The organism is Terrisporobacter mayombei, from assembly GCF_020748465.1.
In the GTDB taxonomy this organism is placed as follows: Bacteria; Bacillota; Clostridia; order Peptostreptococcales; family Peptostreptococcaceae; genus Terrisporobacter; species Terrisporobacter mayombei.
The window spans coordinates 732,203-757,556 of the sequence record NZ_JAHZMP010000002.1; the positions used below are offsets into that span (position 1 = coordinate 732,203).

The following is a 25,354-nucleotide window of genomic DNA, read 5'->3' on the forward strand; positions in this document are numbered from 1 at the left end:
GCTAATCAATAAGAAAGCACAGAATAGAAATTTACTCTGTGCTTTTTTATTTGTTGTTTAATTTGAAGATTGTAAAACTTCTAAATTCATTATTTGCTCTGTAGAGTAGTTATAACTTGATGAATTAGCACAAGAAATAAAGTTATAAAATGAGGCAAAATTTTCAAAAGTAATTTTTAAACTTTTATATTCACTAATCAAAAATATATTAATGAAAAACATTACTAAGAATACTTTTATAGATAATAAAGTAAATGAAAATTTAAACTTATCATATATATTTTTTTCTTTTAAAAATAATCTTATAAAGCCATACGCTTTAACATAATCATTTTGCGTGCTAATAGAATAACTTCTTACAATACTTGTCTTTCTAATTCTATAGTAGTATAGAGAATCAGAAATTATAGATACTTTTTTTGCCTTATAAAATAAATCACACATTATAGAAATATCTTCATATTTTATGCTTGGAAACTTTATATTATCAAATAGTTCTTTTTTCCATAGTTTATTCCATAAATATGAATGTATAAGGTTATCTGGTATTAAAGATTTCAAAATATCATAGTTAGAGTATATTCCAGAGCTTTTTTTACATACTACTGGTAATTTTAATTTTGAATTATCATAATATCTATAAAAATTGCAAATTACTACATCTGCATTTGTATTACAACTCTCATTATAAAGCCTTTCTAAGTAATTGTATTCAATAAAGTCATCACTATCAATAAATACTATGTAGTCACCACTTACATTTCTTAATCCTTCATTACGAGCACTGGCAACACCTTGATTACTTTGGTGAATTACCTTGCAGTTTGTGATTATCTTTTCGTATTTTTTTAATATTTCGTAAGAATTATCTGAAGAACCATCATCAACACAAATAAGCTCATAGTTTTTAAAACTTTGATTATGTATAGAGTTTAAACATTCTTCAAGATAAGAACTTGTATTATGCACAGGTAGTATAATACTGATAGTTGGTTTAGCTTGCTTGAACATAATTAAATCCACCTTTCGCAAGAATCACTAATTAGAAGTATATCATATAATAATAAGAATAATTAGTTAAAATGTATAAAAAAGCATATATTTTCATAATAATTATAATAGTTTAAATTTATGTTTTTTATACATGAGGAGGTTTTTTAATGTCAAAAGAAGAGAATAGAACTTGTAAGAATGTTCAAGACTGGGAGGAAAAAATTATAAAGATTTTCCCAACGGCTATTCCAAATGAGTGTGCATGGTTCGATGAGATAGATATTTTGAATGTATTGTTTACGCTATCTAGTAACAAGGTGGCAAATATTTTTTACCCAGAAGGTAAAAAACTAGGTATATATGGAGTTGATTTCTCAACTGAAGATAAATGTATAGAGTTAATTACGGAAAATACTATTGATATAGTAAGTCCTCTTAAGCTTTCTTTTCACTATTATGATGAAGCTTTAGAGTGGAGCTATTTTAGATTAGAAACAGGTGATTTAAAACAAATAAGCAAAGCTAAAAATGAATTACATAAAGAAGCATTAATATCTTTTGATGATGGAAATTATATAGATGTGATATCAGGCGTAGAAAAGTATGGAGATAAAGATAAGTTAGAGAGCTTATTAATTGATGATGCAAAACTAGTTAATAGATATATAAAAAAATCATCTTTTTTAATATTTGCTAGAAGCTCATACTTTAAAGAGTTTTATGATAAATCTTTTAATTCATTTTCTGATGAAGAGTTGTCAAATATGATTGAAAGCTTAATTTTAAATGGTAATGTTTAAATAAACTTATGTTTGCTAATATTAGGATAGCAGAGTGTTTGTACGATTGTTAAAATTAATTATATGTTTACTTTAAATTGTGTGTATAATATAATAAAGAAGAATTATTATATACTTATGGAAAGTATGTAACATAATAGGAGGAAACACTATGAGTAAATCACCAGTTCCAACACCTCATATAGGGGCGCAAGTTGGAGATATAGCTGAAACAGTATTATTACCAGGAGATCCGCTAAGAGCTAAATTTATAGCTGAAAACTTCTTAGAAGATGTAACAGAGTACAATACTGTAAGAGGAATGTATGGCTATACAGGATACTATAAAGGAAAAAGAATATCAGTTCAAGGTTCAGGAATGGGGATACCATCAATAGGTATATATTCATTCGAATTAATACATTTTTATGGAGTAAAAAATTTAATAAGAATAGGTTCAGCTGGAGCTATAAGTGATAAGCTAGACCTTTATGACATAGTTATAGGAATGGGAGCTTGTACAGATTCAAACTTTGCTTCACAATATAACTTACCAGGTACATATGCACCTACAGCTAGTTATGAATTACTTTCTAAAGCTGTAGAAGTTGCAAAAGAACAAGGTAAAGATGTTCATGTAGGAAACATTTTATCAAGTGATGTATTCTACGGAGATGAAGGTTTAGAAGGTTTAAGAAAATGGTCTAAAATGGGCGTTATGTGTGTAGAAATGGAAGCTGCAGGACTTTATATGAATGCTGCTAGAGCAGGAGTTAATGCACTTGCTATACTTACTATTTCAGACTGTCCTCTTGAAGGTAGAGCTACTACTTCTCACGAGAGACAAGTAGCATTTACAAAAATGATGGAAATAGCATTAAGCTTAGCATAATATATTATAAAAAGTCTTCTACTTTAGTAGAAGACTTTTTATAATGTCCTAAAAACACCTCTTACGATACCTACAATTTCAATATTTCTTTCATCTAAAATAATTGAATCCATAAATTCATTTTCTGGTTGTAACCTAACTAATCTATCTTCTTTAAAAAATCTCTTTACAGTAGCATACTCGCCATTTATTAAAGCGACTACTATTTGTGAGTTAGAAGCATGATTATTTCTATCAACTATTACATAGTCTTTGTCTAATATACCTGCACCTACCATACTTTCACCTTTAACTTTTAATATAAAGTTATCTTTACCTTGTATTAAGTTTGAAGGTAAGGGAATGTATTCTTCTATGTTTTGTTCTGCTAATATAGGCTCTCCAGCCGTGATTTGACCAACAACGGGTATAGGAATGATTTCTTGATTCATACCTGTAACATCGCCTAAAGAATTACCGTTTAGTATTTCAATTGCTCTTGGCTTTGTAGGGTCTCGTCTTATATAACCTAATTTTTCTAATTTATTAAGGTGTGAATGAACAGTTGATGTAGATTTTAAACCAACTGCACTACAAATTTCTCTTACTGAAGGTGGATAACCTTTAGTTAATTGTTGTTCTTTTATAAATTCAAAGATCATTGCCTGTTTGTTTGTTAAATCCATATACATAAAATCACTCATTTCTTATTAATATGCTAATAATTATCTAAAATAACTATATATTTATATTGTATCATATAGAAGCTTATGACACAAACGTTTGTTCTTGAATTTATTTATTTATAAATCATCATTATTTTCATCAATTTCTTCTAAATCATCATTATTTTCATCTATCCATTCAAAATTATTGACAATATCTCGTTTTATATTCTTTTTATGTGCAGCATATAGTTGTGTCGTAGTGACGTTATCATGATCCAATAATGTTTTTACATCATAAATTGAAAACCCAGACTGAATAAGAGAAGTAGCAGCTGTTGCTCTTAGCTTATGAGGACTATAACCATTTTCCCTACTAGTGTTCATGCATATGGATGTATATTTCTTTACTAATTGTCTAATTGATTTTGGAGTAAGACGCTTTTTCTGTAAAGATAAAAATAGAGCATCCTTTACTTCCTCATTAAGTAACTCGCTATTAGGTCTTTCGTTATAAATATAGTCTTTTACCACATACTCGCAAGTTTTATTTATTGGCATTAGAACTTCTTTTCCTCTTTTTCTATAAATCTTAAACTCACCTCTAGAAAAATTAAATGAAGATATATTTAATTCTCGAAGCTCATTTAATCTTAAACCATACGTAACAAATAAAGCTAATATAGCCTTATCTCTTAGTTTTGTTTTCTCCCAATAAATTAATTCCTTATCTGTTAGCCCTTGACCGCTTTCTACAGAGTCTAACATTCTAGCTACCTCATCTATATCAAGTCTCTTTATGGCGTCTGGTTGAGGCTTAGGAAGCTTTATAGGGTTAAAACCATCTGTAATATTGTTGTCTAGTTGTTCATTTCTATATAGAAATTTAAATAGAGTAGAGATGGATGATTTTTTCCTAGCTAAAGCGCGATTGTTGTTTTCATATATTAATGTAGTATTATTTCTATCTCTATAATATCTAGGGCAATAATCTCCTAAAAATAAGTTAACATCTCTAGCTTTAATGTTGTTAAATTCTTCAAGTGTAATTTCTTCTGTTGATTGAGCGCTTGATATATCCGTTTCATTAATTATGTAGTCACAGAAAAAGCATATATCTTCTAAATAAGCAGATCTTGTAGAAACAGCTACAGAACCTTTTAAGTATATAAAATAGTCCTTCATAAAAGGTGGAAGCTTATTTTCGAAAGAGATGCTTTTTTCTATAAGTTCGTGTTCCTTTAAAACTATGTTATTAGGTTTATCTGATTTATTATTAATTTTTAATGTTTTTTTACTCATATAAAATACCACCTTAAAAACAATTTTCATTAATGAAAATACCACAAATATAGTGTAGTTACAATAAAAAGTAATGAAATAATGATAAAAATTAAAGTAATATGAATTATAAAGAAATATATCAAAAAGGGTACCTCTTAGGCTATATTATATACTACTATTCCCTAAATATACATTTAGAAACTAGTTATCTATATCACTCTTTTTACTTTAATAATGATTTATTAGGCTTATTAAAATTTAAAAATATTTTTAAATTTTATATTTATACAATAACTCTTTCATAGCATCTCGTGATATGGCTATTATATAATGGGACATTATTTTATAGATTCCTTAAAAAACTTATAAATATTATATATTCCCATACAAATCACTTATTTTACCTTTTCGAAAATATTAAAAAAAATGATAAAAAAATAATCATGTAGTTAATCCACATGATTATTTTTTGAAATTCTATACTATCTAGGCTCTATAATTAGCTTTATAGCAGTTTTTTGTTCGCCATCAATCTCTATATCAGTAAATGCAGGAACACAGACTAAATCTAGACCGCTTGGTGCAACAAAACCCCTTGCTATAGCAATTGATTTTATTGCTTGATTTAGCGCTCCTGCACCAATTGCTTGTATTTCTGCACTTCCCTTTTCCCTTAGTACTCCTGCTAGAGCTCCAGCTACAGAATTAGGATTAGACTTTGATGAAACTTTTAATACTTCCATTTCCATATCCTCCTTGATTTGTTTTAAAACAATTTTTAATTTCAATTTTACATAAGTATAATGATTAAAGTAATAATTTAAAGTACTAAAAAATCTAACTTAGTATTTATTTCTATACTTATAATAAAAATACCTTTTTTTATAATAAAATAGTTTTTGTCAATTATGTAGTTAGTTATTGATGCAAGACATCAATATCAAATATAATATATTATAAAGGGGTTATAAAAATATATATTTGGTATTTTGGGAGGAACTAAATGAAGCTTTGTCGTTTTAATTATTTTCTAAAAGAAAATGAAAAATTAACTTTTTTTACTGAATGTAAATTAAAAAGTATTACTGCTTTTGATATACTTGATACAGAGGGTTTATTGTTAGCTTCTGATAGAAGATTGATCTTTTGTAAATTGGTAGGGGACCATCCTCATTTACTACAGTCCTATGAATATAAGTATATAGCATCTTGTCATATTAAAGAAAATGAAGATGGCGCATACTTGTATATGAAATCTAATGGAGACCCTGTTAAGATAATGGGATTAGATAAACCTGTATATGAGGATATCCTTAACTGTATTTCTATAGGTGATAGGGTTAATTACAGTTCTCAATAGGTTATATAAATTAAAAGGATGATTAAAATAGTATGAAAATTATTTTAAGTGATTTTTATACTATTTTTTTGTTAAGTCTACTCTTTTTAGATTTGAGACAAAGTCTTCTGATAAACCTGTTACCTCTGTTATAAAATTGATATTTGCATTTTTATTTAAAAGGTTAATTGCCATTTCCGTCTTTGTAGATAAAAGTTGTTCACTTGCATCACTTAATTCTTGATTATCTTTCTCAATATCATTATTTTTAATTGTTGATGTTTGATTATTGTTAATTTTTGATTTGCAGTATTTAAACGCATACATTAAGTCTTTTATTAGTAGCAACAAGGCTGGAATTATAAAATAAACATTACAACCTAGGATACCAACTAGTGTAGTTAAATAGATTAGAATAGAATTAATTTTTGTTATTTCAACACTCAATATTTTTTTGTTGCTGGTGTTTGGTAATGCCATAACTATTGCCATAATAAATGTTAAAAAACATAATGGGTATAATATGTAGCTTGCTAATATACCGTTAAAACTAATTATATCAAAGTTGCCATTCAAGTTAGAATAGATAAGTAAATCTCCTCTTAAATAGCAATAGATACAAGATATTATTCCTAGAATGCCTCCACAGGCTTGAGAATACCATTGATAAAATTTCATCTAACTATCCCCTTCTTAAAAATTATTAAATTATTATAAATCTGTATATTAATATATTAATTATAAAATTATATGAAAGAAAAATTAAAAATATCTTTATATTTAACGTAAAAAGTTATATAATCTTTATTGCTTGCGTTTTTTTAATAAAGCCAAATACTCACTTGGTTAATATGTTATATTACTGAGTAGAGGGGAGATTAGAAGAATGAATAATATGGAATTTATTTTTAAAGTTTTATTTCTTGTGTTTTCAGTAATGTGGGCAGGTAATATATTATTATTTAGATCTGAAAGACAAATAATAATTAATCCTGTTTTGATTATTATTGCTTCTATTCTAGTAGTCTTACCAGATACTAAAGAGATCTTTAGTATTGATGTTGAAGAAGCTAAAACGACTTTATATATAACTTACTGTCTAGTAGTTGTATGGGGATTAATAATAACTAGAAGAAAAACTGATTTATTCTAAAATAAAAAGGCTTATAGCCTTTTTATTTTACAATAGCTTTAATTATAACTGTAGAGGATGTATATTTATTAGTGTTTAGACTTACAACTATATAATAGATGCCATCCTTAGTAAATGAAATATTACTATCATTAGATATGGATGTTACTGCAGGATTACTTGTTTGTATATATAGCTTACAATCATTTGATACATCTTTTGAAGGCTCCCAATAATTAGCATAGTTATTTATTGACTTATACAATAAGCTTCTTATATTTATTTTTTCGTTTTTATCTAGAGTTATTTTAGTTTTATTGCTACATAACTCATATTGTGACTTTTCAGATTGAATAAAATTTAAATCGTGATCCACATCCACGTTTCTCTTTTCCAACAAATCAATCACTTTATTTTCTGTTAGATAGTTATTCTCCAAATTTATGTGTTTTACATTTTCTAGATTTAAAATTTCACTAGGTAATGTTTTAATGTCATTGTTCCAAAATATAAAAGTATCTATATTTTCTAATATTGATATACCGGTTAAATCTTCTATACCTTCGTTACTGGCATAAAACTCTCCATCTAAAGATTTTAACTTTGATAAAGTTATTTCTTCGTTGGGGAAGTAGTCGTATATTACATCGCGAAAATCACTATCTGGAAATAAATCAGTTAATTCTTGCTTAGTAAGAGGTATGTTTTCGTTTTTTAGTGGAACTAAACCCATAGATAGTGTTAATAATATAAATAATGAACATAATTTTAAAATTTTCATTTAATAAAAAAACCTCCCATAGAATAATAGTATATTACTAAATTTCTATGGAAGGTTTTTATTCCCTTGTATTTCATGTCTACTTTCGTACAATATATTAATGTATTTTTCTACTTGTTTTTATGTTTTAACTTTATTTTAATGCATTTACTACTTTTTGTGCTTCACATCTATATATTTTTAAGCCTTGAGATATAAACTTATCTTCATATTCTGTTGTGATATTGTCTATATCTTCATTATTTGCTAAGTCTAATGAAATATTTTTCAATTTCCATGGATTATTACAAAATTGATTTAGAGTAAATTCGAATAATTTCTCGTTATCAGATTTAAAATGTACTTCTCCATTCTCTTTTAGGATGTGGTAATATTTTTGTAAAAAGTTTGTATGTGTTAGTCTTCTCTTTGCCCATCTCGTCTTTGGCCATGGATCACAGAAATTTATATACACTCTTGATAATTCATTTTTATCAAAGTAATCTTCTATGCTATTAACGTTGCCCCAAATGAAAGTTATATTTGTTAAATTATCATTTGCAGCTTTTTCTACGGCTTTTAATAATACTTCTTCTTTGATTTCCATTGCAATATAATTTATATTGGGATTTAGTTTTGCTAAAGTAGTGATAAATTTACCTCTACCCGTTCCGAATTCTGCATGTATTTCATTGTCATTACCGAATACTTTACTCCACTGTCCTTTTAAGCTTTCTATATCTTCATTTTTTACATATTTCTCATGGCTTAATAATTTTAGGTCTGAACCTTTTTTCTTTCTTCTTCTCACTTGTCTCTACTCCTTTAGTACAAAATAATAGAGTACTAGATAATTTACTAGTACTCTATATAAATAATTAACAGTCGCAACCGCCTGAACAACCAGAGCAACCTCCGCCACCGTTAGAAGGCATATTTTCAACCATAACAACAAATCCTCTGTTTGGCATTTCTTGAATGATTACATTTCCGTATGTTAAGAATTCATCTTGGTTCATTATAAAGTGAATTCCTTCTACGTCGCAAGATACATCTTCGCCTTCTATTTCGTTATCTAGAGCTAAAGCGAAGTTTGGCCCTGAGCAAGCGAAACCTGCAAAGTATACTCTTATATTATTTGGTTTATCTTGGTTATCGGCTATTATTTCTTTTAAAGCATTTATAGCTGATTCTGGTGCTAATACTTTCATATTTAATCCACCTTTCTATTTGTAGTTTGGTTATCTTATATAAGTATACAATAAAATCCAAACTATTTAAATAAGAAGCTTTCAAATATTTAAATATATATGTAAATTTTATGCTATTACTTATAGTGTTTAATTTATATTTTTAACAAAATCTTTTGATAATATAATCTTATATTGTTTTTATTTATAGAATATTTTTGATTTAGTAGGCTATTGTCGTGTGCCCATTTCTTTTTGTTGTATCTCTTATAGCGATATTAATATATGGATAATCTATGATATTGTGTATTGTTTGTAGTAAGTAAATAGTTATTTTGATTATAGAGCATTCTTTATATAGTTATTAATATTATAAGACATGTATCTTTTGAGTTTTTGCTCTTAGGTTTGAATTATTTAAATTCTTAAGACATAAAATATATACTTTTATGCCAAAAATATAATAATATTGAAATTACAACGTTAATATAGGGCTTTGAAACGTATATGTCAGTAGTATACCAGTAAAATATTTACTTTTTTTCTAGGATTTATGGTAAAATATATTTATAAATATTTAGATATTAAAAACAGGGAGATTAATAATGAGTACAGCTTTTATAAGAAAAAGAAGCAAAAACTATATAGTTTATTTAGAGTATTTGGATAAAAAAACTAATAAAAAAAAGCAGAAAAACATGGGCTCTTATCCACTAAAAAGAGATGCAAGTAAGAGATTAAATGAAGTTAAGGAAGAGATATATAATGATGAATTATTAGTCCCAAATGAGATGGTTTTGGAAGATTACATATTGGATTTCTTAGAAAAATATAAGATAAATTTATCTATTACTACCTATAAGGTTTACACAAGGATATGCAAAAAATATATAATTCCTCTACTGGGAGATATAAAATTATGCGAAATTAAACCTATACATGTGCAAGATTATGTGGACGATTTACTTGATTTACTCACACCACAAACTATAAAAGTACACTTAAATGTACTTAATTTATCACTTAAAAGAGCTTATAGATTAAAACTTATTAAAGAAAATCCAGTACAATTTGTAGAGGTACCAAAGAATAGAAAATATAAAAATGAGATTTACAATGCAGAGGATATGCAAAAACTATTAGAAAAATGTTACGGGACTTCTATGGAATTACCCATTGTACTTGCTGGCGGTTTGGGCCTGAGAATATCAGAGATACTAGGACTTACATGGAATAATGTAGACTTTAGCGACTTTACTATTACAATAGATAAAATAACAGTTAGAAATGATGGTGAAGTTATATTGAAAGATCCTAAAACTGAATCATCTATAAGAACTATTTCAGCTCCAAAAGAAGTAATTCTAATGTTAAAACAATTGAAAAAAGATAGATTGGCAGCAAAATTAAGAGGCGAAAAGTCACATAGAGAGCTTATATTCTATGATAAGAACTTAAATCCTGTAGCACCAGATGTTTTAAGCAAGAAATTTAGGTTATTCTTAAAAGATAATAATTTAAAGCATATAAGATTTCATGATTTACGTCACTCTCATGTTACTTTGTTGATTGATGCCAAGGTACCTATAAAAGTTATTTCTGAGAGAGTTGGACATTCGAATATTAATACTACTCTTAATATATATTCTCATGCTCTTAAAGAGATGGATCAAGAAGCTTCAGATAAGATCTCTAGCACTCTATTTAACAAAGATAGAAAAATGAGCTAGTTCATGGAAAGGCAAAATAAATTTCTGTCGCTCAAAAATAGATAAGAAAACAAACTTTATATAAAGAGTTTTAAGATGGTTATAATATTTATGTAATATCAATTGTTGATTATTGATGTATTTTTTCTCAAATTGCCATTAAATAGCTCGTGTGAGAAATATCATAAATTAAACAATAAATAATTATAAAAAGTTACTATAATAATATTATGGTAACTTTTTGTTTGTTTTAGAAATTTAAAAAACTAAAAATAAGGTTTATTAAGATTGATGAAAAAGTTTTAATAAATATTTTTATGTAGACTTTCATTTGTAAAATTTATATTTACATAATTATATTATGTAAACTATTTTAAAATCACATTAAATTATAAAAAATCTAACCTTTTCAAAACGCATTTAAGGTACTTATAAAATGATTTCAAGGCAATTATATGAATAAGGATTTCGATGTCTTAAAATCAGTTTTAAGGTTTTGTGTGATGTTTTTGTTAAAAAATGAAAAATAATGTTTGATTAACAAGAAAAAAAGTTACCATAATAATATTATGGTAACTTTTGCTGTCATAGAAATTTTTTTCTTTTAAAAATAATAAAACTAGTAACTATTATTAATAGAATAACAAAGATTGTAATTTTATAACCATGTACATAAGTTAACGCTGGCATGTATTTAAAGTTCATACCATATATTCCTGTAATTATACTTATAGGTACAGCCGTTCCTGTAAATATAGTAAGCTTAGTTATTAGACTATTCGTTTTCTCTGAAACTTTAGAAGAATATATTTCTAAAAGTTTATCTGCTAGTTCTCTAGTGTTTAATGAAAAATTATAAAGCTTGTCTATGGACAGATCTAATCCTTGTAGAAGCTTCTCATATTCTTTTTCTAAGTATAAATTATCAGGATTATCATCAGAGAAAAATTCCATACCATCCTTTAGTAAAGTGTCTATTATATAAGTTAAAGGCCTAATGTTTTTTACACAGTTTCTACATATACCTCTTATATGGCTTATTTTACTAGATACATTCTCCCCTACTTCATTGATAATATCATCTTCCAACTCTAAAATAATTTCTTCTATTTTTTCTAAATTTTCAAATTGGTTAGAAATTATAATTCTAAGAATACTAGAGTATATTATAAATAATGATAAAGTAAGATTAGATTTATAATAGAAGGTCTCACACATTAGTTGCTTTACTTCCTTATATATATCATTTTTCCTTCTAAGAACTATCAGTATGAATTTCTCAGATAAGAATATATTTATTTCCTCTAATAGAAGATCATCTTCGCATATTTGAAAATTAGCAAGAGTGAAGAATATATATTCATCAAAGATATTAACTCTTACCTTATCATCAAAAGAAAGACAATCTTTATAAACTTCATTATTTAGTCTTAAAGCGCCTTTGAAAAATTTTAACTCCCAAGGATTACATACAATAAAATGGTAGTCTTTATTAAAATTGATTTCATCTATGTTTTTAGTTACTTGCTTTGTATTTAAGTTTAATATATGCATTTATATATTTCTCTCCTTAGTAAAAATCTAAATTGTATCTATTGGTAAATTGTATTGATTATTGTTTGCTCAATTGACTTTCCTTGATAAAAAGTTTCCATAATATTATTATGTTAACTGATTTGGTGGGAATCAATATGAAAATTTCAATAACATATACTACTTATTATAGTGCTCTTTTGAGTTTAAATATACACTATAACTAGTTCATTTTATTGGAAAGCAAACAATTATATTGTATAATATAACCATATTTCACAAACTTTGTGAAAAATAATAAAAAAGGAGGAAATATGCAAATATCAATGAAATCAAAAGATAAATATCCTATGGGCTTTTATGTATGTACTTCAGCATATGCATTAGAACGTATGGCATTTTATTCAGCTAAATGGCTAATCGCTATATTTATTGTGGCTGAAGTCATAAAAGGAGGTCTAGGACTAACACCTGCTGATGGCGCAAAAATGACTGCAAATTTAGTAGCTTTTACTTATCTAACTCCTATTTTAGGTGGCTACATTGCAGATAGGTGGATAAATCCTAGACTATGCGTTATTCTTGGAGCCTTAATTATGGGTGCTGGTTACGTGCTTGGATACCAAGCATCTGTATTGTCATCACCAGAACTTTTAAGTGGTATGATCCTTCTTGTATCCATTGGTACTGGTTTATATAAAGGAAATATTGCTGGAATAAGTGGCAGATTATTTAAAGATAAAAGTCAACTTGACTCTGCCTTTAGTATTCAATACTCTATAGCTAATATGGGTTCATTTCTAGGAACACTTATTGTATCTTTTATAGCTTATAAAATAGGTTTTGGTAAAACATTCTTAGTATGTGCTCTGCTCTTATTACTTTCTGCTGTATGGTTTTATTTTGGAGGTAAGGCCACATTTGGAGAAATAGGTGAAAAGCCATTTGAAGCAAACGAAAACAAAATTTATACTAAGAAGGTATCAAAAGATTATAGAACTCCTCTTACATTAGAAGATAAGAAAAAAATTGGAGCTATAGTTCTTTTTAGTGTATTCTCTGTAGTATTTTGGATTGTTTGGTATTTAACTTATATGCCAGTTCTATATCACTGGGGGCCTGATTTTGATTATGCTAATAAAGTTAATTGGGTAATAGGAAACTTTAGAGTCCCTTCTTCTTGGTTTGATTCGTTAAATTCGCTTTGTTGTATAATTTTAGGACCAGTATTAGCAGCAGTTTGGTCTAGAAATGCTAAGTCATCAAAAGGTGATATGAGTATATTTAAAAAGACTGCTATTGGAATGATGTTACTAGGATTAGCATTTATTCTTATGTGTACAGCTGAAATAGTAAGGGGTGATGGACAGGCTAGCTTAATGTGGATAATAGCAGTAGGAATATTAATTTCTATTGGAGAGATGGTATTTGCTCCACTTGGAAAGTCCTTTATAAGTAAATTTTCACCTCCTAGATTGTTAGGTCTAATGATGGGTGTATGGCCGTTGGCAAGATTTATAGCAGGAAAGACATACGGATATTTATATGAAATGTTATCTGGGTATTCATTTGTTTATGCTTATGGTATTGTTGCTATAATAGTAATTTTATGTGGTTCAGTTATATGGGTACTAGATAAAAAAATATCTTTATTAGAAGATTTCAAGGATGAAGCTAAGGAAATGGTATAAATTTATAGTATTATTTTTAAAAAAGTAAATAAAAGTGACTATTTTTACCTTAAAGAACAAATGTTCGAAAAAGTAAAAATAGGCACTTTTTTACATTTTAAATCCTATTGTTTAAGATAAAATGATATTAAAACTTGTAAACTAATCTTTTACAAGCAGTATTTTTTACCCTTATATCAAGTTCCATATAATAATCTTCTTCAACGAATTTATTTGTAGACCAAAAATTTTTAGCAGTATTATTTTTAGGAGAAAGTAAGATAAATTCGATATTTTCTATGCTTTTTAATATTTCAATAAAATGAATTATTAATCTGCTACCTATACCCTTACTAGTTGGATTTACAGAAAACCACTCTATTTTAGCATAAAGTAACTTACTATCATTATATTTATTTTGAATATATTCATTAAGATCTTTACTTTTTAAATACTTAGCTTCTGTATCATAATAGAAGGATTCTTTATCCGGGTAATACAATCTGAAATTTAAGCTTAAATCCATGCTCTTACCATAGTTATTCTTATTATAAATACTGTAATAGCCCTTCTCTTTTGAGCCTATATATACAAAGCTTGGATCTAAACGTACTATTTTTTTTACGAGTATATTTAGTTTTTCACAAATTTCTTTTATTATTTTTTCGTCCTCATTAACTTTAGTTTTACATGGCATATAATCACCTCAAATAATTTATATTATTTTAAGTACAAAGATGAAATCATAATGTCTGTATCTAAATATATATACTTCTACATAAAACCCTTTATTCCTATATTTATTTTAATTATGCTACTCTTTTCATATAAGATTTAAACAGTTTATGATAGTGATAAGTATTTAGTTATCGGTTTTATAATTAATATGTATTTTACTCATCATTATTAGTTTTATATAATTAAGTTAATAGTAAATATGGAAAGAAGGTAAATATTATGAGTGAAAAACAATCGAAATCAGAAAGGCTTTGGATTTTATTTAAATCAATGTTTGTACTTAGTGCATGCACATTCGGCGGAGGATTTGTAATAGTATCTCTTATGAAGAAAAAGTTTGTAGAAGAGTTACAATGGCTTGAGGAAGATGAAATGCTAGATATAACAGCTATTACACAATCATCACCTGGTCCACTTCCAGTAAATGCATCAGTTATTATAGGTTATCGTATGAACGGAGTTGTAGGTTCATTAGTTGCAATTATTGGAACAATTATTCCTCCGATGGTAATCATATCTCTTATTTCATTATTTTATACACAGTTCAGAACTAATACATACATAGCAATTATGCTTCAAGTAATGAGGGCAGGTGTTGCGGCAGTTATATTTGATGTTGTTATAAATCTAGCTCAAAACGTATGTAAAACAAAGAGAATTATGTATATAGTTATGATGATTATATCATTTATTGCAACTTACTTCTTTGGTGTAAGCGCAATGCTTATTATATTAACATGTTTAGCTATAGGTATAATTGATTTAATAGTTAATTTGAAAAAAGAAAAAAGGCATAATGGAGGACAAAAACAATGTTGTTAATGAAATTATTTTTTAGTTTTTTACAAGTAGGATTATTCAGTGTTGGTGGTGGTTATGCAGCTATTCCACTTATTCAAGATCAAATTGTTAATGTCCATGGTCTTATGACTCTTGCTGAATTTACGGATTTGATAACTATTGCAGAAATGACACCTGGGCCAATTTCAATTAACTCTTCCACATTTGTTGGAACTAGACTTGCAGGTCCTTTTGGCGCAACTATTTGTACTCTTGGTTGTATAATACCATCATTTATAATTTGCTTAACCCTTGCACATTTTTATTATAAATATCGTAATTTTACTGGTGTTCAAACAGTGCTGTCATCACTTAGACCTGCTGTTGTAGCTTTAATAGGATCTGCTGGTGCATCTATATTATTACTAGCATTATTTAATTCAGATATAATAAGCTTAAATTTAGGCGATTTTAGAATAATTGAATTCGGACTATTTGTTGGGTGTTTATATCTGCTTAGAAAACATAAAACTAATGCTATTTCTATAATATTTGGAAGTGGTGTTGTTGGAACTGTAATGTATTTAATTCAAGGAGCAATTATATAAAAGTTAAAATAGGTATACCTAATTTTTTAGGTATACCTATTTGTGCATATATCAATAAACTTCTTCATTTGAGGTGATATATATTTATTTTTATGATAAATTAATTTGTTTTCACGGAAAACTTTAAGATTGTCCACATTTAAAACTCTAAGCTTGCCATCTTCTATTTCTTTTTCTATTAATAGTTTTGATATTATAGCTATTCCCTTTCCATTTTTAACTAAATTTTTTATAGCTTCTGTATTTGTACATCTCCATTTTTTATTTATTTTAATTTTATTTTCTATAAGTAATTGCTCAAATTGATTTCTATTTGTACTTCCTTCTTCTCTTGATATTACATCTTGATTGTGTAGTTCTGAGATTGATATACTCTGTCTATCCCAAAATAAATGATTTTTTCCAACTACCATTACTAACTCATCATTATGCACTGGTATTTGTATTATTTCATCACTTTGAAGGCAACCTTCTACTATAGCTAAATCAAGCTCACTAAGACAAACTTTATTTTCAATAGTAGAGGTGTTATCTACTGTTACTCTTACATCTATACCTGAAATCTCTTCTTCTAATTTTTCAACAATGTCTATTAACATAGTAGTTCCTATAGAAACACTTCCTCCAACTTTAATTGTCATTCTGGATGATACATCAAACATAGCACTTTCCATATCTTCAAAGGAACTTACAATATGCCTAGCATATGATAATAGAGTTTTTCCTGCTTCTGTTATATAAAGTCTTTGAGACAATCGTTCAAATAATTTTACACCATAATATTTTTCTAATTCTGATACTGCCTGGCTTACTGCTGGCTGAGATATATAAAGTTTTTCTGCTGCTTTTCTCATAGTTTTACATTCAACTATGGTTATAAATATTCTTAAATGCCTAATTGTCATAATATACTCCTCAATTTTTGTTGTTTTATTATAAGTATACTATAATTATTTACTAATAAAAAAGATATATGAATTACTTTATCTAGGTATTTATAATAAACATTTTATGCTTTTTATCATATAAATATAGTACGTAGAAATTCTACTAAATATTATCAACATGGAGTGTACTATTATGGACAAAAATTGTGTAAATAAGTGTAATTCTTGCAACATGTCTTCATGTCAGGAGCTAAAAGCAGATAAAACTTGTAAAAATAAAAAAGTTTACTGCTCTGGTAAAATGGATTCTTCATCTTGCCCTATGTTTGTTGTTCCTGTAAATTGTGGAGATTTTCAAATTTTTAATATTTTAAAATGTTCTATTGGTAAAATGGTGGGGTTAAAGTTAGAAGGTAGTGACTGTATATTAAGATTAAAAGTTTGCCAAGTTAATCAATGTGCTGTTATGGGCAAAACATGTTCTGGAAAAGGTCCTATCTATATTAAATTAAGTGCTATTCAATATGTAGATTTAGGTAAGGAAGTTTATGTTAACCCATTATGTGGTGTTGGAGCTCAAGGTCCAGCCGGTCCAGTAGGTCCAATGGGACCAAAAGGATCAAAAGGAGAAATGGGTCCAATGGGTCCTCATGGACCAAAAGGTAATATGGGACCACAAGGTCCAGCAGGTCCAAAGGGACCAATGGGTCCAGCCGGTACTCCTGGAGCATCAAGTAAGGGGGCAAAAGGTGAAGCAGGTCCAATGGGTCCAGCAGGTCCAATGGGTCCAATGGGACCAAAAGGAGAAATGGGACCAATGGGTCCAGCAGGTGCTCCTGGAGCATCAGGTAAGGGAACAAAAGGTGAAACAGGACCAATGGGTCCAGCGGGTCCAGCAGGTTCAATGGGAGCAATGGGTCCAGCAGGTCCAGCAGGTCCAGCGGGTCCAACAGGTCCAATGGGTCCAAAAGGAGGAATAGGACCACAAGGTCCAGCAGGTACTCCTGGAACTGTAGTTCCTACTCCAATACCTGAATATGAATATAAGAAGAAAAAATACCAAAATAAAAATTAGTATATAATATATTAATTTTTATTCTTAAAAAGATTAACAGACACCAAATACAATAATTATTTGGTGTCTGTTATATTAAATATTAAACCATCTGTTTTGTTTATAATGCATTAACACTGATTATAAGAATTTTGTTTGTTAGAAACTTAGTGTAATAATTTAACTGTCTTGTTTCGCAAAATAATTTTTAGTTGCATATTCAAAAACTCTAAGCATATCATTCATTGCTGACTTTCCTTTGTTAGATTTAGGACAAACTGTATCAAATCCATGATAACAACCTTTGTACACAGAAAAATACGTTTTTACTCCTGCTTGTCGAAGATTTTTAATGTATTGTACAGTTTCATCATGAAAAGGTTCTATTTCTCCAACAAAAGAAAAAGTAGGAGGAAGATTAGAATAATCAACTTCTCTAGCTGGAGCTGCATACTTTGGTACGTTGTTACTTTCAAATAAATCATCTAGATACAATCTCCATGCCAAATCGTTATTTATAGAATCCCATACAGGAGAATTATTATTTATAGCTGAGTATGTATTCATTTTGTCATCTAACATTGGATATAGTGGCATTTGGAAGGCAATATTCACCTCTTTAGTATCTCTTGCATAAAGACTTATTGCGGCAGTCATTCCACCTCCACAACTTTCTCCTCCAATAAACAGTTGATCATCTCTAATTCCTAACTTATTTGCATTGGCTTTCATCCAACAAAGAATATCATAACAGTCAGTAAAGGCTGCTGGATATGGTCTTACTATTGAATGAGTATAATCAGGAGCAACTATTACACAATTTGCAACAGAAGTAAAGTTTTCAAAATAATACATATTTTGTTCTGGAATACTCATGGCGTATCCTCCACCATGTATCCACAAAAGACCTGTAGCATTTGGCTTAAAATCAATTGGTTTGTATATACACACCCTAATTATCTCACCATCTCTCTTAGTAATATACCTTTCCTCACAAATCATTTTTTTACTATCCTTGCCTTTATATAATTTTTCCACTATTTTATTATTATTTCTAAAATCTTTAGGGCTATTATAACGAACAAATTTACTCATGAGTTTACCTTTTAAACGAAGCTGTTTATCTATCATATCTGGTGTCACTCTCATTATGAACTCCTCCTTCATGAATAATAAAAACTTTTCTAAATCTATTTTAATATTTATTTGGTTTTATCTATTGTATGGTAAAATATGATTTATCATACTGTTTGCATAGTAAAAAGCAATTTTAAGGGCGTATCTTTTTTGATACGCCCTTTTTATCTTCTTATTTTACTAAATAATCCCCAATCTATTTTTTATTTCAGGTAAATATTTTAGAAATTCAAAATAAAAATCTTCTTCATTTATCTTAATACCATAACAGCTATCTAATAAAATTTGGTTAAATTCTTCAACTTCCTTTTCATCTCTCACAAATTTCAAACGGAAAGTTAGTGCTTTAATAAATTTATACCACTCTAAGGTAAACTGTTTATTTTTATCATAATTTTCGATTCCAACCCAATTTCTTACCTTAACACCTTTCAAATCTTTTTTAGGACAATTTCCTACTTGTAAAAAGTACTTAAAGTCATTATTTTTATACACTCTTCCAAGGGGGAATAAACGACAAATATTTGGTCGTTTAGAATGAATCATACATCTACCTTCTTGGTCTAAAAAACTACAATTCTTATTTTCATCCTGCATTTTTAAATATGGTAGTAAAATTTTATTATTTTGACGAAGTTCAATTTTATCTCCCAATAATTCATTAAATTCAATACCTAAATAGTTAACCATTTCATGTACATCAAAAGGTGTAAGCACTACTAAATCTCCAACATCTTTGCAACAATCACTACATCCATTACAACCATATGTATCTGCTTTTACCATATCTTCTATATCATATAGTTTTCCATCTGAAATTTCTTCTAATATATTTATAGATCTCATGTATTTTAATTTTCACTCCTTGTTATATCTTTAATTCTATTTTATTATACTAAAAATATTATTACAATTTAACATATTTATATATAGAAACAAAATCTACTTTTAATAGAGTTAGACTCTACGGAGCATAGATTACAAAGTGAAAAATTTTATCATATACTTGTTTTATAAGGCAGATTAAGAAATAAGGGATACAAATGTCGAATGAGAATTTTCATAAAATAGATTTAAAGAAGTGGGATAGATCTCAATATTTTTATTATTTTACAAAATTGTTGCCAACAGGATACAGTATTAGTGTAAATATTGATATTACTAATGCCTATAATATGGTAAAAACTAAACAGAGAAAATTTTTCCCAGCTTATTTATATGTTGCTTCAAGGGTAGTAAGTGAAATGAAGGAATTTAGAGTTGCTTCTTTAGATGGTGAACTAGGTTACTATGAAGTTTTACATCCGTCTTATGCTATTTTGCATAAAGATGATAATACTATGTCAAATATGTGGACAGAATATGATGATGATTTTGATATCTTCTATAAAAATTATATGGATGATCAAAATAAATATGGTGATAATCATGAACCTATGGCTAAAACTGAAATGGCTCCACAAAATAGCTTTATGATAGGCATGTTACCATGGATAGAATTTTCTAGCTATACTCCTGTTCCATTTTCACCTTTGACTACCTATTATCCTATTCTACAAGGAGGAAAGTTTTTTGAAAAAGATAAAAGAAAAATGATGCCTTTTTCTATTACAGTTCATCATGCTGTGGCAGATGGATACCATGTTGGGTTATTTTTAGAGAAATTCCAAGAATATATGAATTCACCGGAAAGTTGGATGGAATAACAAGCAGGCGAGGCAATTGTTATTTACTTATGAAATGAGTATAGATAAATTCATATCTATACTCATTTCATAAAAAAGTTAAAGTTATCTTTATTTATTATTTCAGTTGTTACATCTCTATCAGCATTTCTGTACTTATACAATATACTTACTAAGAATCTCTCTTGGTAAAGATGTAAAGCTTTCACTAGCACCCAAATCAAATTTGAAAAACATACCTTGTGCAGCTCCTCCTCCAATGGAATGGACTTCTGTTGGTCCATTTATATTATCTAAAACAATTGTCAGTGTTATCCTATTTCCTACTCTCTGGAAGTATTTTTCATATACTAATAATATAGCACCATTATCTTCATTACCTGCTATTATATGATAATCTATTTTTTCTCCAGTTACACTTTCTTTAACTATGCCAAAATCTAGTTTAGATAGCGTATCCCTAAGAGATAAATTAACTTTGAAATTATCTGAGTTCAATTTACTCTCCCCCTTACTTGTAAACTTTTTATTATTGTAATTATGAATTAATTATTAATACTTGCATATAAATTAAAATATATTTATAAGCACTCATTTATACTTTTTCTAGTATGACAATCTCTACCTACAACTGTAGTTGCATGTAACATAGAACTTATAATGGATTCCTCTACCGATTCAACAACTGCCCTAAATACTTTATCTATTTCATCATCATGGATCATACTTAAAGAGATAATATCATTATTTTTATAATGAGGTACTTTATTAGCAGTAGTAAAAGCAAGAACAATATCTCCACTACCATTGCCTAAATATGACCCAGTTCTAGCAAGAGACACACTTGCTCTTTTAGCTACTCTTTTTAACTGTCTTTCACTAAGAGGAATATCTGTAGCTAGGATAATTATTATAGAGCCATTTTCTTTTTCATAATTGTCCATAGTATTTATATTTTTACCTATATTCTTATTATCCAAAATTAAATCACCTTTTAGACCTAAATTTGTAAGAACTAAGCTGCCTACTGTGAATTCTTTATGATCTAGGTAAACAACTCTTGAAGATGATCCTATTCCCCCTTTTAATTCATAGCAACTCATACCCATGCCAGCTCCAACACATCCTTCTTTAAAATCTACAGATGTATTTTCTATAGCTTCTTTTACATGTTCTTCTTTAATATGCAAGCCTCTAATATCATTTAAATATCCATCATTACACTCCATGACAACAGGATTTACTGTTCCTGTAGTTACACCAATATCCTCATTGTTTTCTAACATATATTTAATCAGTGTTGTAGTGCATGTTCCCACACTTAGTGTGTTTGTAAGTATTATTGGTGTCTCTAAAGTTCCCAGTTCGTCTATTTGAATAAGTCCTACACTTTTGCCAAATCCATTTATAACATAACTTGCTGCCATTACTTTTTCTTTAAATATATTATTTTCATGTGGCAATATGGCAGTGACACCTGTTTTTATATTTTTAGAATTTAATGTTACATGTCCTACCTTAATACCTTTTACATCTGTAATTAGATTCTTATTACCTTTTTTAATTTTTCCTATTTTTATACTGCTATTTTTATCAATCCCCATGAAATTCCTCCTTTAACCCCTTTATTTCTTTGTATAATTTATGTTTGCTAATTTTGCTTGTTTACATAAATCTTTAACTTGAAGTTTGTACATCTTCTTATCTTTTATAAAGTATGTTCCACATTGTCTAAACTCAAAGTTAACATTTGCTTTTATACATTGGTTTCTAATATCAAGTACCCAGTCATAATCTAAAGGTCTTGCATTATAGTCGGATTCTCCACCTGCTACAACAAGTTCAATATCATTCAAATATTTTTCTATATTTATTTTTTCTATTAGAGGTTGAGCTGTAATACATTTATGTTTTATAGGTAAATCTTTAAAAATAGATAATTTATAATCAGCATTTTTCTGATTTTCTATGGTACAACATACAATTACATTATCATAACCGTCATTCCAGTCTTTTGGAACACAATTTTCAAATCTATCTATTCTCTTAGTTAAAAACAAGAATTTTAAATCACTTCTTTCTTTTATCATTTTCCAACATTCATCTCTCCAGGAATCTGCTTCTTCAATTAAAAAATCAGAAGAGAAGCATAAATATACAGTACCTGATTTTATTTTATAATTCCCATTTTTAAATTTTTCTATAGGTTTGTAAAAATCATTAGTTTTGATTATTTCGTTAGTATTTATATTTCTTTTATAATCTCCTTTATGAATATAACAATATTTACAACCATCGCTGCACTTTTTACAACCACGCCAAGGATCCCACATAGCCATATAAATTTCCTCCATAAAAATACTTATTTATCTTCATTATAATATGAAAAATCCACTAATTTATTAAAACTAATAAATTAGTGGATTTATTTATACTATATTTCTTTTAAGTATTCTATTACCTCATCTATTATCCAATCAGGTGTGGAAGCTCCTGCAGTTACACCTGCAACTTTAAATTTTTCTAACTTACTTTTTTCCAATTCTTCTTTAGTTTCAATGGAAAAAGTAGGTACTATATTCTTACATATATTTACAAGTTTTTGAGTATTAGAACTATGTTTTCCTCCAATTACTACCATACAATCAACTTCTTTTGCTAACTCTGTAGCTGACAGTTGTCTTTCTTTTGTAGCAGAGCAGATTGTATTATTAACAGTTAAGTCTTGTATTTTACTTTTTAACTTAGAAACAATTTTATCAAAAGATTCTAAGTTAGCAGTTGTTTGGCTAACAACACAGTATTTATCATTACTATTAAATGTTATATTATCAACTTCTTCTTCACTATTTATTATTATAGCATCATTGTCACACCATCCATTAATCCCTACTATTTCTGGATGAGTAGCATTACCAACGATTATAATTTTACAACCTTTATTAGAAAACTCTCTAACTATGTCGTGTATTTTTTTTACAAATGGACAAGTTGTATCTACTATATCCATATTTTTTGATTTAGACTCAGTGTATATTTTTTTACTAATACCATGAGATCTGATTATAAGCTTACTATCATTAGGGATTTTATCTAATGAATCCATCTCCATTAATCCTTTTTCTTTATATCGATCTACGGCTTGCTTATTATGAATAAGAGGACCTAGGGAATATACACTATCACTAGTCTTGTTTTCTAGCTCATCCCAAGCCATGTTCATAGCTCTTTTAACACCAAAACAAAATCCTGCATTTTCTGCTATTCTAACCTTCATAACAAATCTCCTATTTTTTATAATAATTATCTTTAATTACTTCAAGCACATCTCCAGATAATCTTTCATAATCATCTGCACTTAGCTTTTGCTTATAATATTCTTCAAATGAAATTGGTTTATCGATGTAGATTGTAACCTTATTGAATAAGCTATAACCTGATATTATAGATATAGGAATAACATTAGCTTTTCCTTTAATAGCAAATAAAGCTAAACCAGCTTTGGCATCACCAAATGCATTTCCTTTTACTCTAGTTCCTTCTGGAAATATACCAATAGCATAGCCTTCTTTTAATTTTTTTAGAATAGTTTTTATAGTAGATATTGATGGGTTATCTCTATCTATTGGTATAACACATAATTTATCTAAAATTTTTGCTAATATTTTGTTATTAAATAATTCCTTTTTTCCTATAGTAGCAACTTTTCTATTTTTTACAGCTGATGCCACAAAAATAGGATCTAAGTTAGATTTATGATTGGCTGCCAATATTATATTTCCTTCATCAGGAATATTTTCTGCCCCAATTACTTCGTATTTGTAAAATACTTTACTATATAATCTAAATACACTTAAAACAAATTTATAAAAACTCAAATGCATCTCTCCCTTATTTAATTTTATTTAAAACTGATTCAACCACATCATCTATACTCTTACCAGTAGTATCGATTTCTATGGCATCTTCTGCTTTAACTAGAGGAGCAAACTCTCTAGAAGAATCTATCTCGTCTCTTTTAATTATATCATCTATTACATCTTGAAGTTTAACTTCAACACCTTTTGCTATTAATTCTTTATATCTTCTAGCGCCTCTTTCTTCAGGTGTAGCTATAAGGAAGAATTTATAATCAGCATTTGGGAAAACATATGAACCTATATCTCTTCCATCAAGTATAACAGAGTTTCTTGTACCTATTTCTCTTTGTACGTCTACCATTAAGCATCTAACTTCTTTTATTTTTGCAACATTAGATACATTATTAGTTACTTCTATTGTTCTTATTTCTTCATTTACTACTTTTCCATCTAAGTAGATATTGTTGTCTTTGAAGTCTATTTCTGTTTTCTTTGTCAATTCTATTACTTCATCTTCATTTTCTATATTTACTTTATTTTGTAAACATTTTAAAGTTACAGCTCTATACATAGCTCCTGTATCTATATAGTTTATGTTTAATTTGTCTGCTATTATTTTTGCTATTGTACTTTTTCCAGCTCCTGCTGGTCCATCTATTGCTATCACTAAATTATTCATA

Annotated in this window: 29 protein-coding genes; 10 read left to right on the forward strand and 19 right to left on the reverse strand. The window is 27.9% G+C overall.

Annotated elements, in window-relative coordinates:
• Positions 1 to 57: 57 nt before the first annotated feature.
• Positions 58 to 1,011 (reverse strand): glycosyltransferase family 2 protein, encoded by a 954-nt coding sequence (locus K0039_RS10100; protein ID WP_228104929.1) that lies wholly within the window; start codon positions 1,009 to 1,011, stop codon positions 58 to 60.
• A gap of 149 nt (positions 1,012 to 1,160) precedes the next feature.
• On the opposite strand from K0039_RS10100, the gene K0039_RS10105 reads away from it, so the two are divergent.
• Both K0039_RS10105 and deoD read left to right on the forward strand, forming a co-directional pair.
• Positions 1,161 to 1,793: a hypothetical protein gene (locus tag K0039_RS10105; RefSeq protein WP_228104930.1), complete on the forward strand. Its 633-nt coding sequence runs from the start codon at positions 1,161 to 1,163 to the stop codon at positions 1,791 to 1,793.
• 151 nt (positions 1,794 to 1,944) lie between these two features.
• The gene (deoD, locus tag K0039_RS10110; protein ID WP_228104931.1) at positions 1,945 to 2,664 is read left to right on the forward strand and encodes a purine-nucleoside phosphorylase; all 720 of its coding nucleotides are present in this window, start codon (positions 1,945 to 1,947) and stop codon (positions 2,662 to 2,664) included.
• A 38-nt stretch (positions 2,665 to 2,702) separates the two neighbouring features.
• Here deoD and lexA read toward each other — a convergent pair whose 3' ends face one another.
• The 3 genes from lexA to K0039_RS10125 all read right to left on the reverse strand — a co-directional run bounded on the left by lexA (position 2,703) and on the right by K0039_RS10125 (position 5,335).
• The gene (lexA, locus tag K0039_RS10115) at positions 2,703 to 3,335 is read right to left on the reverse strand and encodes a transcriptional repressor LexA (RefSeq protein WP_228105058.1); all 633 of its coding nucleotides are present in this window, start codon (positions 3,333 to 3,335) and stop codon (positions 2,703 to 2,705) included.
• Between the two features lie 111 nt (positions 3,336 to 3,446).
• Positions 3,447 to 4,610 carry a tyrosine-type recombinase/integrase gene (locus K0039_RS10120; RefSeq protein WP_228104932.1) on the reverse strand — a complete coding sequence of 388 codons (1,164 nt, stop codon included), beginning with the start codon at positions 4,608 to 4,610 and terminating at the stop codon, positions 3,447 to 3,449.
• Between the two features lie 464 nt (positions 4,611 to 5,074).
• Positions 5,075 to 5,335 (reverse strand): stage V sporulation protein S, encoded by a 261-nt coding sequence (locus tag K0039_RS10125; RefSeq protein WP_148488892.1) that lies wholly within the window; start codon positions 5,333 to 5,335, stop codon positions 5,075 to 5,077.
• A 260-nt stretch (positions 5,336 to 5,595) separates the two neighbouring features.
• Here K0039_RS10125 and K0039_RS10130 point away from each other — a divergent pair, with 260 nt between their 5' ends.
• Positions 5,596 to 5,952 (forward strand): PH domain-containing protein, encoded by a 357-nt coding sequence (locus K0039_RS10130; protein ID WP_228104933.1) that lies wholly within the window; start codon positions 5,596 to 5,598, stop codon positions 5,950 to 5,952.
• 60 nt (positions 5,953 to 6,012) lie between these two features.
• Here K0039_RS10130 and K0039_RS10135 read toward each other — a convergent pair whose 3' ends face one another.
• Entirely contained in the window at positions 6,013 to 6,609 is a 597-nt protein-coding gene (locus tag K0039_RS10135) for a hypothetical protein (RefSeq protein WP_228104934.1), read from the reverse strand.
• 208 nt (positions 6,610 to 6,817) lie between these two features.
• Here K0039_RS10135 and K0039_RS10140 point away from each other — a divergent pair, with 208 nt between their 5' ends.
• Complete coding sequence (locus K0039_RS10140) at positions 6,818 to 7,084, forward strand: hypothetical protein (protein ID WP_228104935.1); 267 nt, start codon at positions 6,818 to 6,820, stop codon at positions 7,082 to 7,084.
• Positions 7,085 to 7,106: 22 nt separating this feature from the next.
• Here the strand turns inward: K0039_RS10140 and K0039_RS10145 are convergent, their stop codons facing one another.
• From K0039_RS10145 to K0039_RS10155, 3 genes are all read right to left on the reverse strand, one after another.
• Positions 7,107 to 7,844, reverse strand: coding sequence for a cadherin repeat domain-containing protein (locus K0039_RS10145; protein WP_228104936.1), 738 nt, complete (start codon positions 7,842 to 7,844; stop codon positions 7,107 to 7,109).
• A 133-nt stretch (positions 7,845 to 7,977) separates the two neighbouring features.
• The gene (gene trmB, locus K0039_RS10150; RefSeq protein WP_228104937.1) at positions 7,978 to 8,634 is read right to left on the reverse strand and encodes a tRNA (guanosine(46)-N7)-methyltransferase TrmB; all 657 of its coding nucleotides are present in this window, start codon (positions 8,632 to 8,634) and stop codon (positions 7,978 to 7,980) included.
• A 67-nt stretch (positions 8,635 to 8,701) separates the two neighbouring features.
• Positions 8,702 to 9,034 (reverse strand): Fe-S cluster assembly protein HesB, encoded by a 333-nt coding sequence (locus tag K0039_RS10155; protein WP_228104938.1) that lies wholly within the window; start codon positions 9,032 to 9,034, stop codon positions 8,702 to 8,704.
• Between the two features lie 584 nt (positions 9,035 to 9,618).
• On the opposite strand from K0039_RS10155, the gene K0039_RS10160 reads away from it, so the two are divergent.
• On the forward strand, positions 9,619 to 10,743 hold the full coding sequence (locus K0039_RS10160) for a tyrosine-type recombinase/integrase (protein WP_228104939.1): 1,125 nt from the start codon (positions 9,619 to 9,621) through the stop codon (positions 10,741 to 10,743).
• A gap of 564 nt (positions 10,744 to 11,307) precedes the next feature.
• Here K0039_RS10160 and K0039_RS10165 read toward each other — a convergent pair.
• Positions 11,308 to 12,276, reverse strand: coding sequence for a magnesium transporter CorA family protein (locus tag K0039_RS10165; RefSeq protein WP_228104940.1), 969 nt, complete (start codon positions 12,274 to 12,276; stop codon positions 11,308 to 11,310).
• Between the two features lie 293 nt (positions 12,277 to 12,569).
• Between K0039_RS10165 and K0039_RS10170 the strand changes: the two genes are divergently transcribed.
• Positions 12,570 to 13,946, forward strand: coding sequence for a peptide MFS transporter (locus tag K0039_RS10170; protein WP_331476740.1), 1,377 nt, complete (start codon positions 12,570 to 12,572; stop codon positions 13,944 to 13,946).
• 127 nt (positions 13,947 to 14,073) lie between these two features.
• Here K0039_RS10170 and K0039_RS10175 read toward each other — a convergent pair whose 3' ends face one another.
• Positions 14,074 to 14,622 carry an N-acetyltransferase gene (locus K0039_RS10175; RefSeq protein ID WP_228104941.1) on the reverse strand — a complete coding sequence of 183 codons (549 nt, stop codon included), beginning with the start codon at positions 14,620 to 14,622 and terminating at the stop codon, positions 14,074 to 14,076.
• Positions 14,623 to 14,882: 260 nt separating this feature from the next.
• Here K0039_RS10175 and K0039_RS10180 point away from each other — a divergent pair, with 260 nt between their 5' ends.
• Positions 14,883 to 15,485: a chromate transporter gene (locus K0039_RS10180; protein ID WP_228104942.1), complete on the forward strand. Its 603-nt coding sequence runs from the start codon at positions 14,883 to 14,885 to the stop codon at positions 15,483 to 15,485.
• Positions 15,476 to 16,051, forward strand: a complete 576-nt coding sequence (locus tag K0039_RS10185; RefSeq protein ID WP_228104943.1) for a chromate transporter — start codon at positions 15,476 to 15,478, stop codon at positions 16,049 to 16,051. The genes K0039_RS10180 and K0039_RS10185 overlap by 10 nt, the downstream gene beginning before the upstream one ends.
• A 26-nt stretch (positions 16,052 to 16,077) precedes the next feature.
• On the opposite strand, the gene K0039_RS10190 is transcribed toward K0039_RS10185, so the two are convergent.
• The gene (locus K0039_RS10190; protein WP_228104944.1) at positions 16,078 to 16,956 is read right to left on the reverse strand and encodes a LysR family transcriptional regulator; all 879 of its coding nucleotides are present in this window, start codon (positions 16,954 to 16,956) and stop codon (positions 16,078 to 16,080) included.
• A gap of 175 nt (positions 16,957 to 17,131) precedes the next feature.
• Between K0039_RS10190 and K0039_RS10195 the strand changes: the two genes are divergently transcribed.
• Positions 17,132 to 18,013: a collagen-like domain-containing protein gene (locus tag K0039_RS10195; protein WP_228104945.1), complete on the forward strand. Its 882-nt coding sequence runs from the start codon at positions 17,132 to 17,134 to the stop codon at positions 18,011 to 18,013.
• 159 nt (positions 18,014 to 18,172) lie between these two features.
• Here K0039_RS10195 and K0039_RS10200 read toward each other — a convergent pair whose 3' ends face one another.
• Both K0039_RS10200 and K0039_RS10205 read right to left on the reverse strand, forming a co-directional pair.
• Positions 18,173 to 19,141, reverse strand: a complete 969-nt coding sequence (locus tag K0039_RS10200; RefSeq protein WP_228104946.1) for an alpha/beta hydrolase — start codon at positions 19,139 to 19,141, stop codon at positions 18,173 to 18,175.
• 168 nt (positions 19,142 to 19,309) lie between these two features.
• Positions 19,310 to 19,975, reverse strand: a complete 666-nt coding sequence (locus tag K0039_RS10205) for a YkgJ family cysteine cluster protein (RefSeq protein ID WP_228104947.1) — start codon at positions 19,973 to 19,975, stop codon at positions 19,310 to 19,312.
• A 197-nt stretch (positions 19,976 to 20,172) separates the two neighbouring features.
• Here K0039_RS10205 and K0039_RS10210 point away from each other — a divergent pair, with 197 nt between their 5' ends.
• Positions 20,173 to 20,835, forward strand: a complete 663-nt coding sequence (locus K0039_RS10210; protein ID WP_228104948.1) for a chloramphenicol acetyltransferase — start codon at positions 20,173 to 20,175, stop codon at positions 20,833 to 20,835.
• Positions 20,836 to 20,970: 135 nt separating this feature from the next.
• Here K0039_RS10210 and K0039_RS10215 read toward each other — a convergent pair whose 3' ends face one another.
• From K0039_RS10215 to cmk, 6 genes are all read right to left on the reverse strand, one after another.
• On the reverse strand, positions 20,971 to 21,312 hold the full coding sequence (locus tag K0039_RS10215) for a DUF6054 family protein (protein WP_228104949.1): 342 nt from the start codon (positions 21,310 to 21,312) through the stop codon (positions 20,971 to 20,973).
• Between the two features lie 83 nt (positions 21,313 to 21,395).
• Positions 21,396 to 22,418, reverse strand: a complete 1,023-nt coding sequence (locus tag K0039_RS10220; protein WP_228104950.1) for a DmpA family aminopeptidase — start codon at positions 22,416 to 22,418, stop codon at positions 21,396 to 21,398.
• A 21-nt stretch (positions 22,419 to 22,439) separates the two neighbouring features.
• Positions 22,440 to 23,153 (reverse strand): DUF5131 family protein, encoded by a 714-nt coding sequence (locus tag K0039_RS10225; protein WP_228104951.1) that lies wholly within the window; start codon positions 23,151 to 23,153, stop codon positions 22,440 to 22,442.
• 95 nt (positions 23,154 to 23,248) lie between these two features.
• Positions 23,249 to 24,091: a 4-hydroxy-3-methylbut-2-enyl diphosphate reductase gene (locus K0039_RS10230; RefSeq protein ID WP_228104952.1), complete on the reverse strand. Its 843-nt coding sequence runs from the start codon at positions 24,089 to 24,091 to the stop codon at positions 23,249 to 23,251.
• Positions 24,092 to 24,101: 10 nt separating this feature from the next.
• Complete coding sequence (locus K0039_RS10235; protein ID WP_331476741.1) at positions 24,102 to 24,692, reverse strand: lysophospholipid acyltransferase family protein; 591 nt, start codon at positions 24,690 to 24,692, stop codon at positions 24,102 to 24,104.
• Between the two features lie 13 nt (positions 24,693 to 24,705).
• A complete protein-coding gene (gene cmk, locus K0039_RS10240) occupies positions 24,706 to 25,353 on the reverse strand; it encodes a (d)CMP kinase (RefSeq protein ID WP_228104954.1) in 648 nt (215 codons plus the stop codon).
• Position 25,354 lies beyond the last annotated feature (1 nt).

Bases quoted from the DNA above. Each gene is read 5' to 3' on its own strand.
- K0039_RS10105 (WP_228104930.1), top strand. From the start codon at position 1,161: ATGTCAAAAGAAGAGAATAGAACTTGTAAGAATGTTCAAGACTGGGAG.
- K0039_RS10180 (WP_228104942.1), top strand. From the start codon at position 14,883: ATGAGTGAAAAACAATCGAAATCAGAAAGGCTTTGGATTTTATTTAAA.
- K0039_RS10205 (WP_228104947.1), bottom strand. From the start codon at position 19,975: ATGAGATCTATAAATATATTAGAAGAAATTTCAGATGGAAAACTATAT.
- K0039_RS10200 (WP_228104946.1), bottom strand. From the start codon at position 19,141: ATGAGAGTGACACCAGATATGATAGATAAACAGCTTCGTTTAAAAGGT.
- deoD (WP_228104931.1), top strand. From the start codon at position 1,945: ATGAGTAAATCACCAGTTCCAACACCTCATATAGGGGCGCAAGTTGGA.
- K0039_RS10185 (WP_228104943.1), top strand. From the start codon at position 15,476: ATGTTGTTAATGAAATTATTTTTTAGTTTTTTACAAGTAGGATTATTC.
- K0039_RS10195 (WP_228104945.1), top strand. From the start codon at position 17,132: ATGGACAAAAATTGTGTAAATAAGTGTAATTCTTGCAACATGTCTTCA.
- K0039_RS10140 (WP_228104935.1), top strand. From the start codon at position 6,818: ATGAATAATATGGAATTTATTTTTAAAGTTTTATTTCTTGTGTTTTCA.
- K0039_RS10160 (WP_228104939.1), top strand. From the start codon at position 9,619: ATGAGTACAGCTTTTATAAGAAAAAGAAGCAAAAACTATATAGTTTAT.
- K0039_RS10130 (WP_228104933.1), top strand. From the start codon at position 5,596: ATGAAGCTTTGTCGTTTTAATTATTTTCTAAAAGAAAATGAAAAATTA.
- lexA (WP_228105058.1), bottom strand. From the start codon at position 3,335: ATGTATATGGATTTAACAAACAAACAGGCAATGATCTTTGAATTTATA.
- K0039_RS10190 (WP_228104944.1), bottom strand. From the start codon at position 16,956: ATGACAATTAGGCATTTAAGAATATTTATAACCATAGTTGAATGTAAA.
- K0039_RS10155 (WP_228104938.1), bottom strand. From the start codon at position 9,034: ATGAAAGTATTAGCACCAGAATCAGCTATAAATGCTTTAAAAGAAATA.
- K0039_RS10175 (WP_228104941.1), bottom strand. From the start codon at position 14,622: ATGCCATGTAAAACTAAAGTTAATGAGGACGAAAAAATAATAAAAGAA.
- K0039_RS10210 (WP_228104948.1), top strand. From the start codon at position 20,173: ATGTCGAATGAGAATTTTCATAAAATAGATTTAAAGAAGTGGGATAGA.
- K0039_RS10230 (WP_228104952.1), bottom strand. From the start codon at position 24,091: ATGAAGGTTAGAATAGCAGAAAATGCAGGATTTTGTTTTGGTGTTAAA.
- K0039_RS10125 (WP_148488892.1), bottom strand. From the start codon at position 5,335: ATGGAAGTATTAAAAGTTTCATCAAAGTCTAATCCTAATTCTGTAGCT.
- K0039_RS10225 (WP_228104951.1), bottom strand. From the start codon at position 23,153: ATGGCTATGTGGGATCCTTGGCGTGGTTGTAAAAAGTGCAGCGATGGT.
- K0039_RS10220 (WP_228104950.1), bottom strand. From the start codon at position 22,418: ATGGGGATTGATAAAAATAGCAGTATAAAAATAGGAAAAATTAAAAAA.
- cmk (WP_228104954.1), bottom strand. From the start codon at position 25,353: ATGAATAATTTAGTGATAGCAATAGATGGACCAGCAGGAGCTGGAAAA.
- K0039_RS10120 (WP_228104932.1), bottom strand. From the start codon at position 4,610: ATGAGTAAAAAAACATTAAAAATTAATAATAAATCAGATAAACCTAAT.
- K0039_RS10100 (WP_228104929.1), bottom strand. From the start codon at position 1,011: ATGTTCAAGCAAGCTAAACCAACTATCAGTATTATACTACCTGTGCAT.
- K0039_RS10170 (WP_331476740.1), top strand. From the start codon at position 12,570: ATGCAAATATCAATGAAATCAAAAGATAAATATCCTATGGGCTTTTAT.
- K0039_RS10135 (WP_228104934.1), bottom strand. From the start codon at position 6,609: ATGAAATTTTATCAATGGTATTCTCAAGCCTGTGGAGGCATTCTAGGA.
- K0039_RS10165 (WP_228104940.1), bottom strand. From the start codon at position 12,276: ATGCATATATTAAACTTAAATACAAAGCAAGTAACTAAAAACATAGAT.
- K0039_RS10145 (WP_228104936.1), bottom strand. From the start codon at position 7,844: ATGAAAATTTTAAAATTATGTTCATTATTTATATTATTAACACTATCT.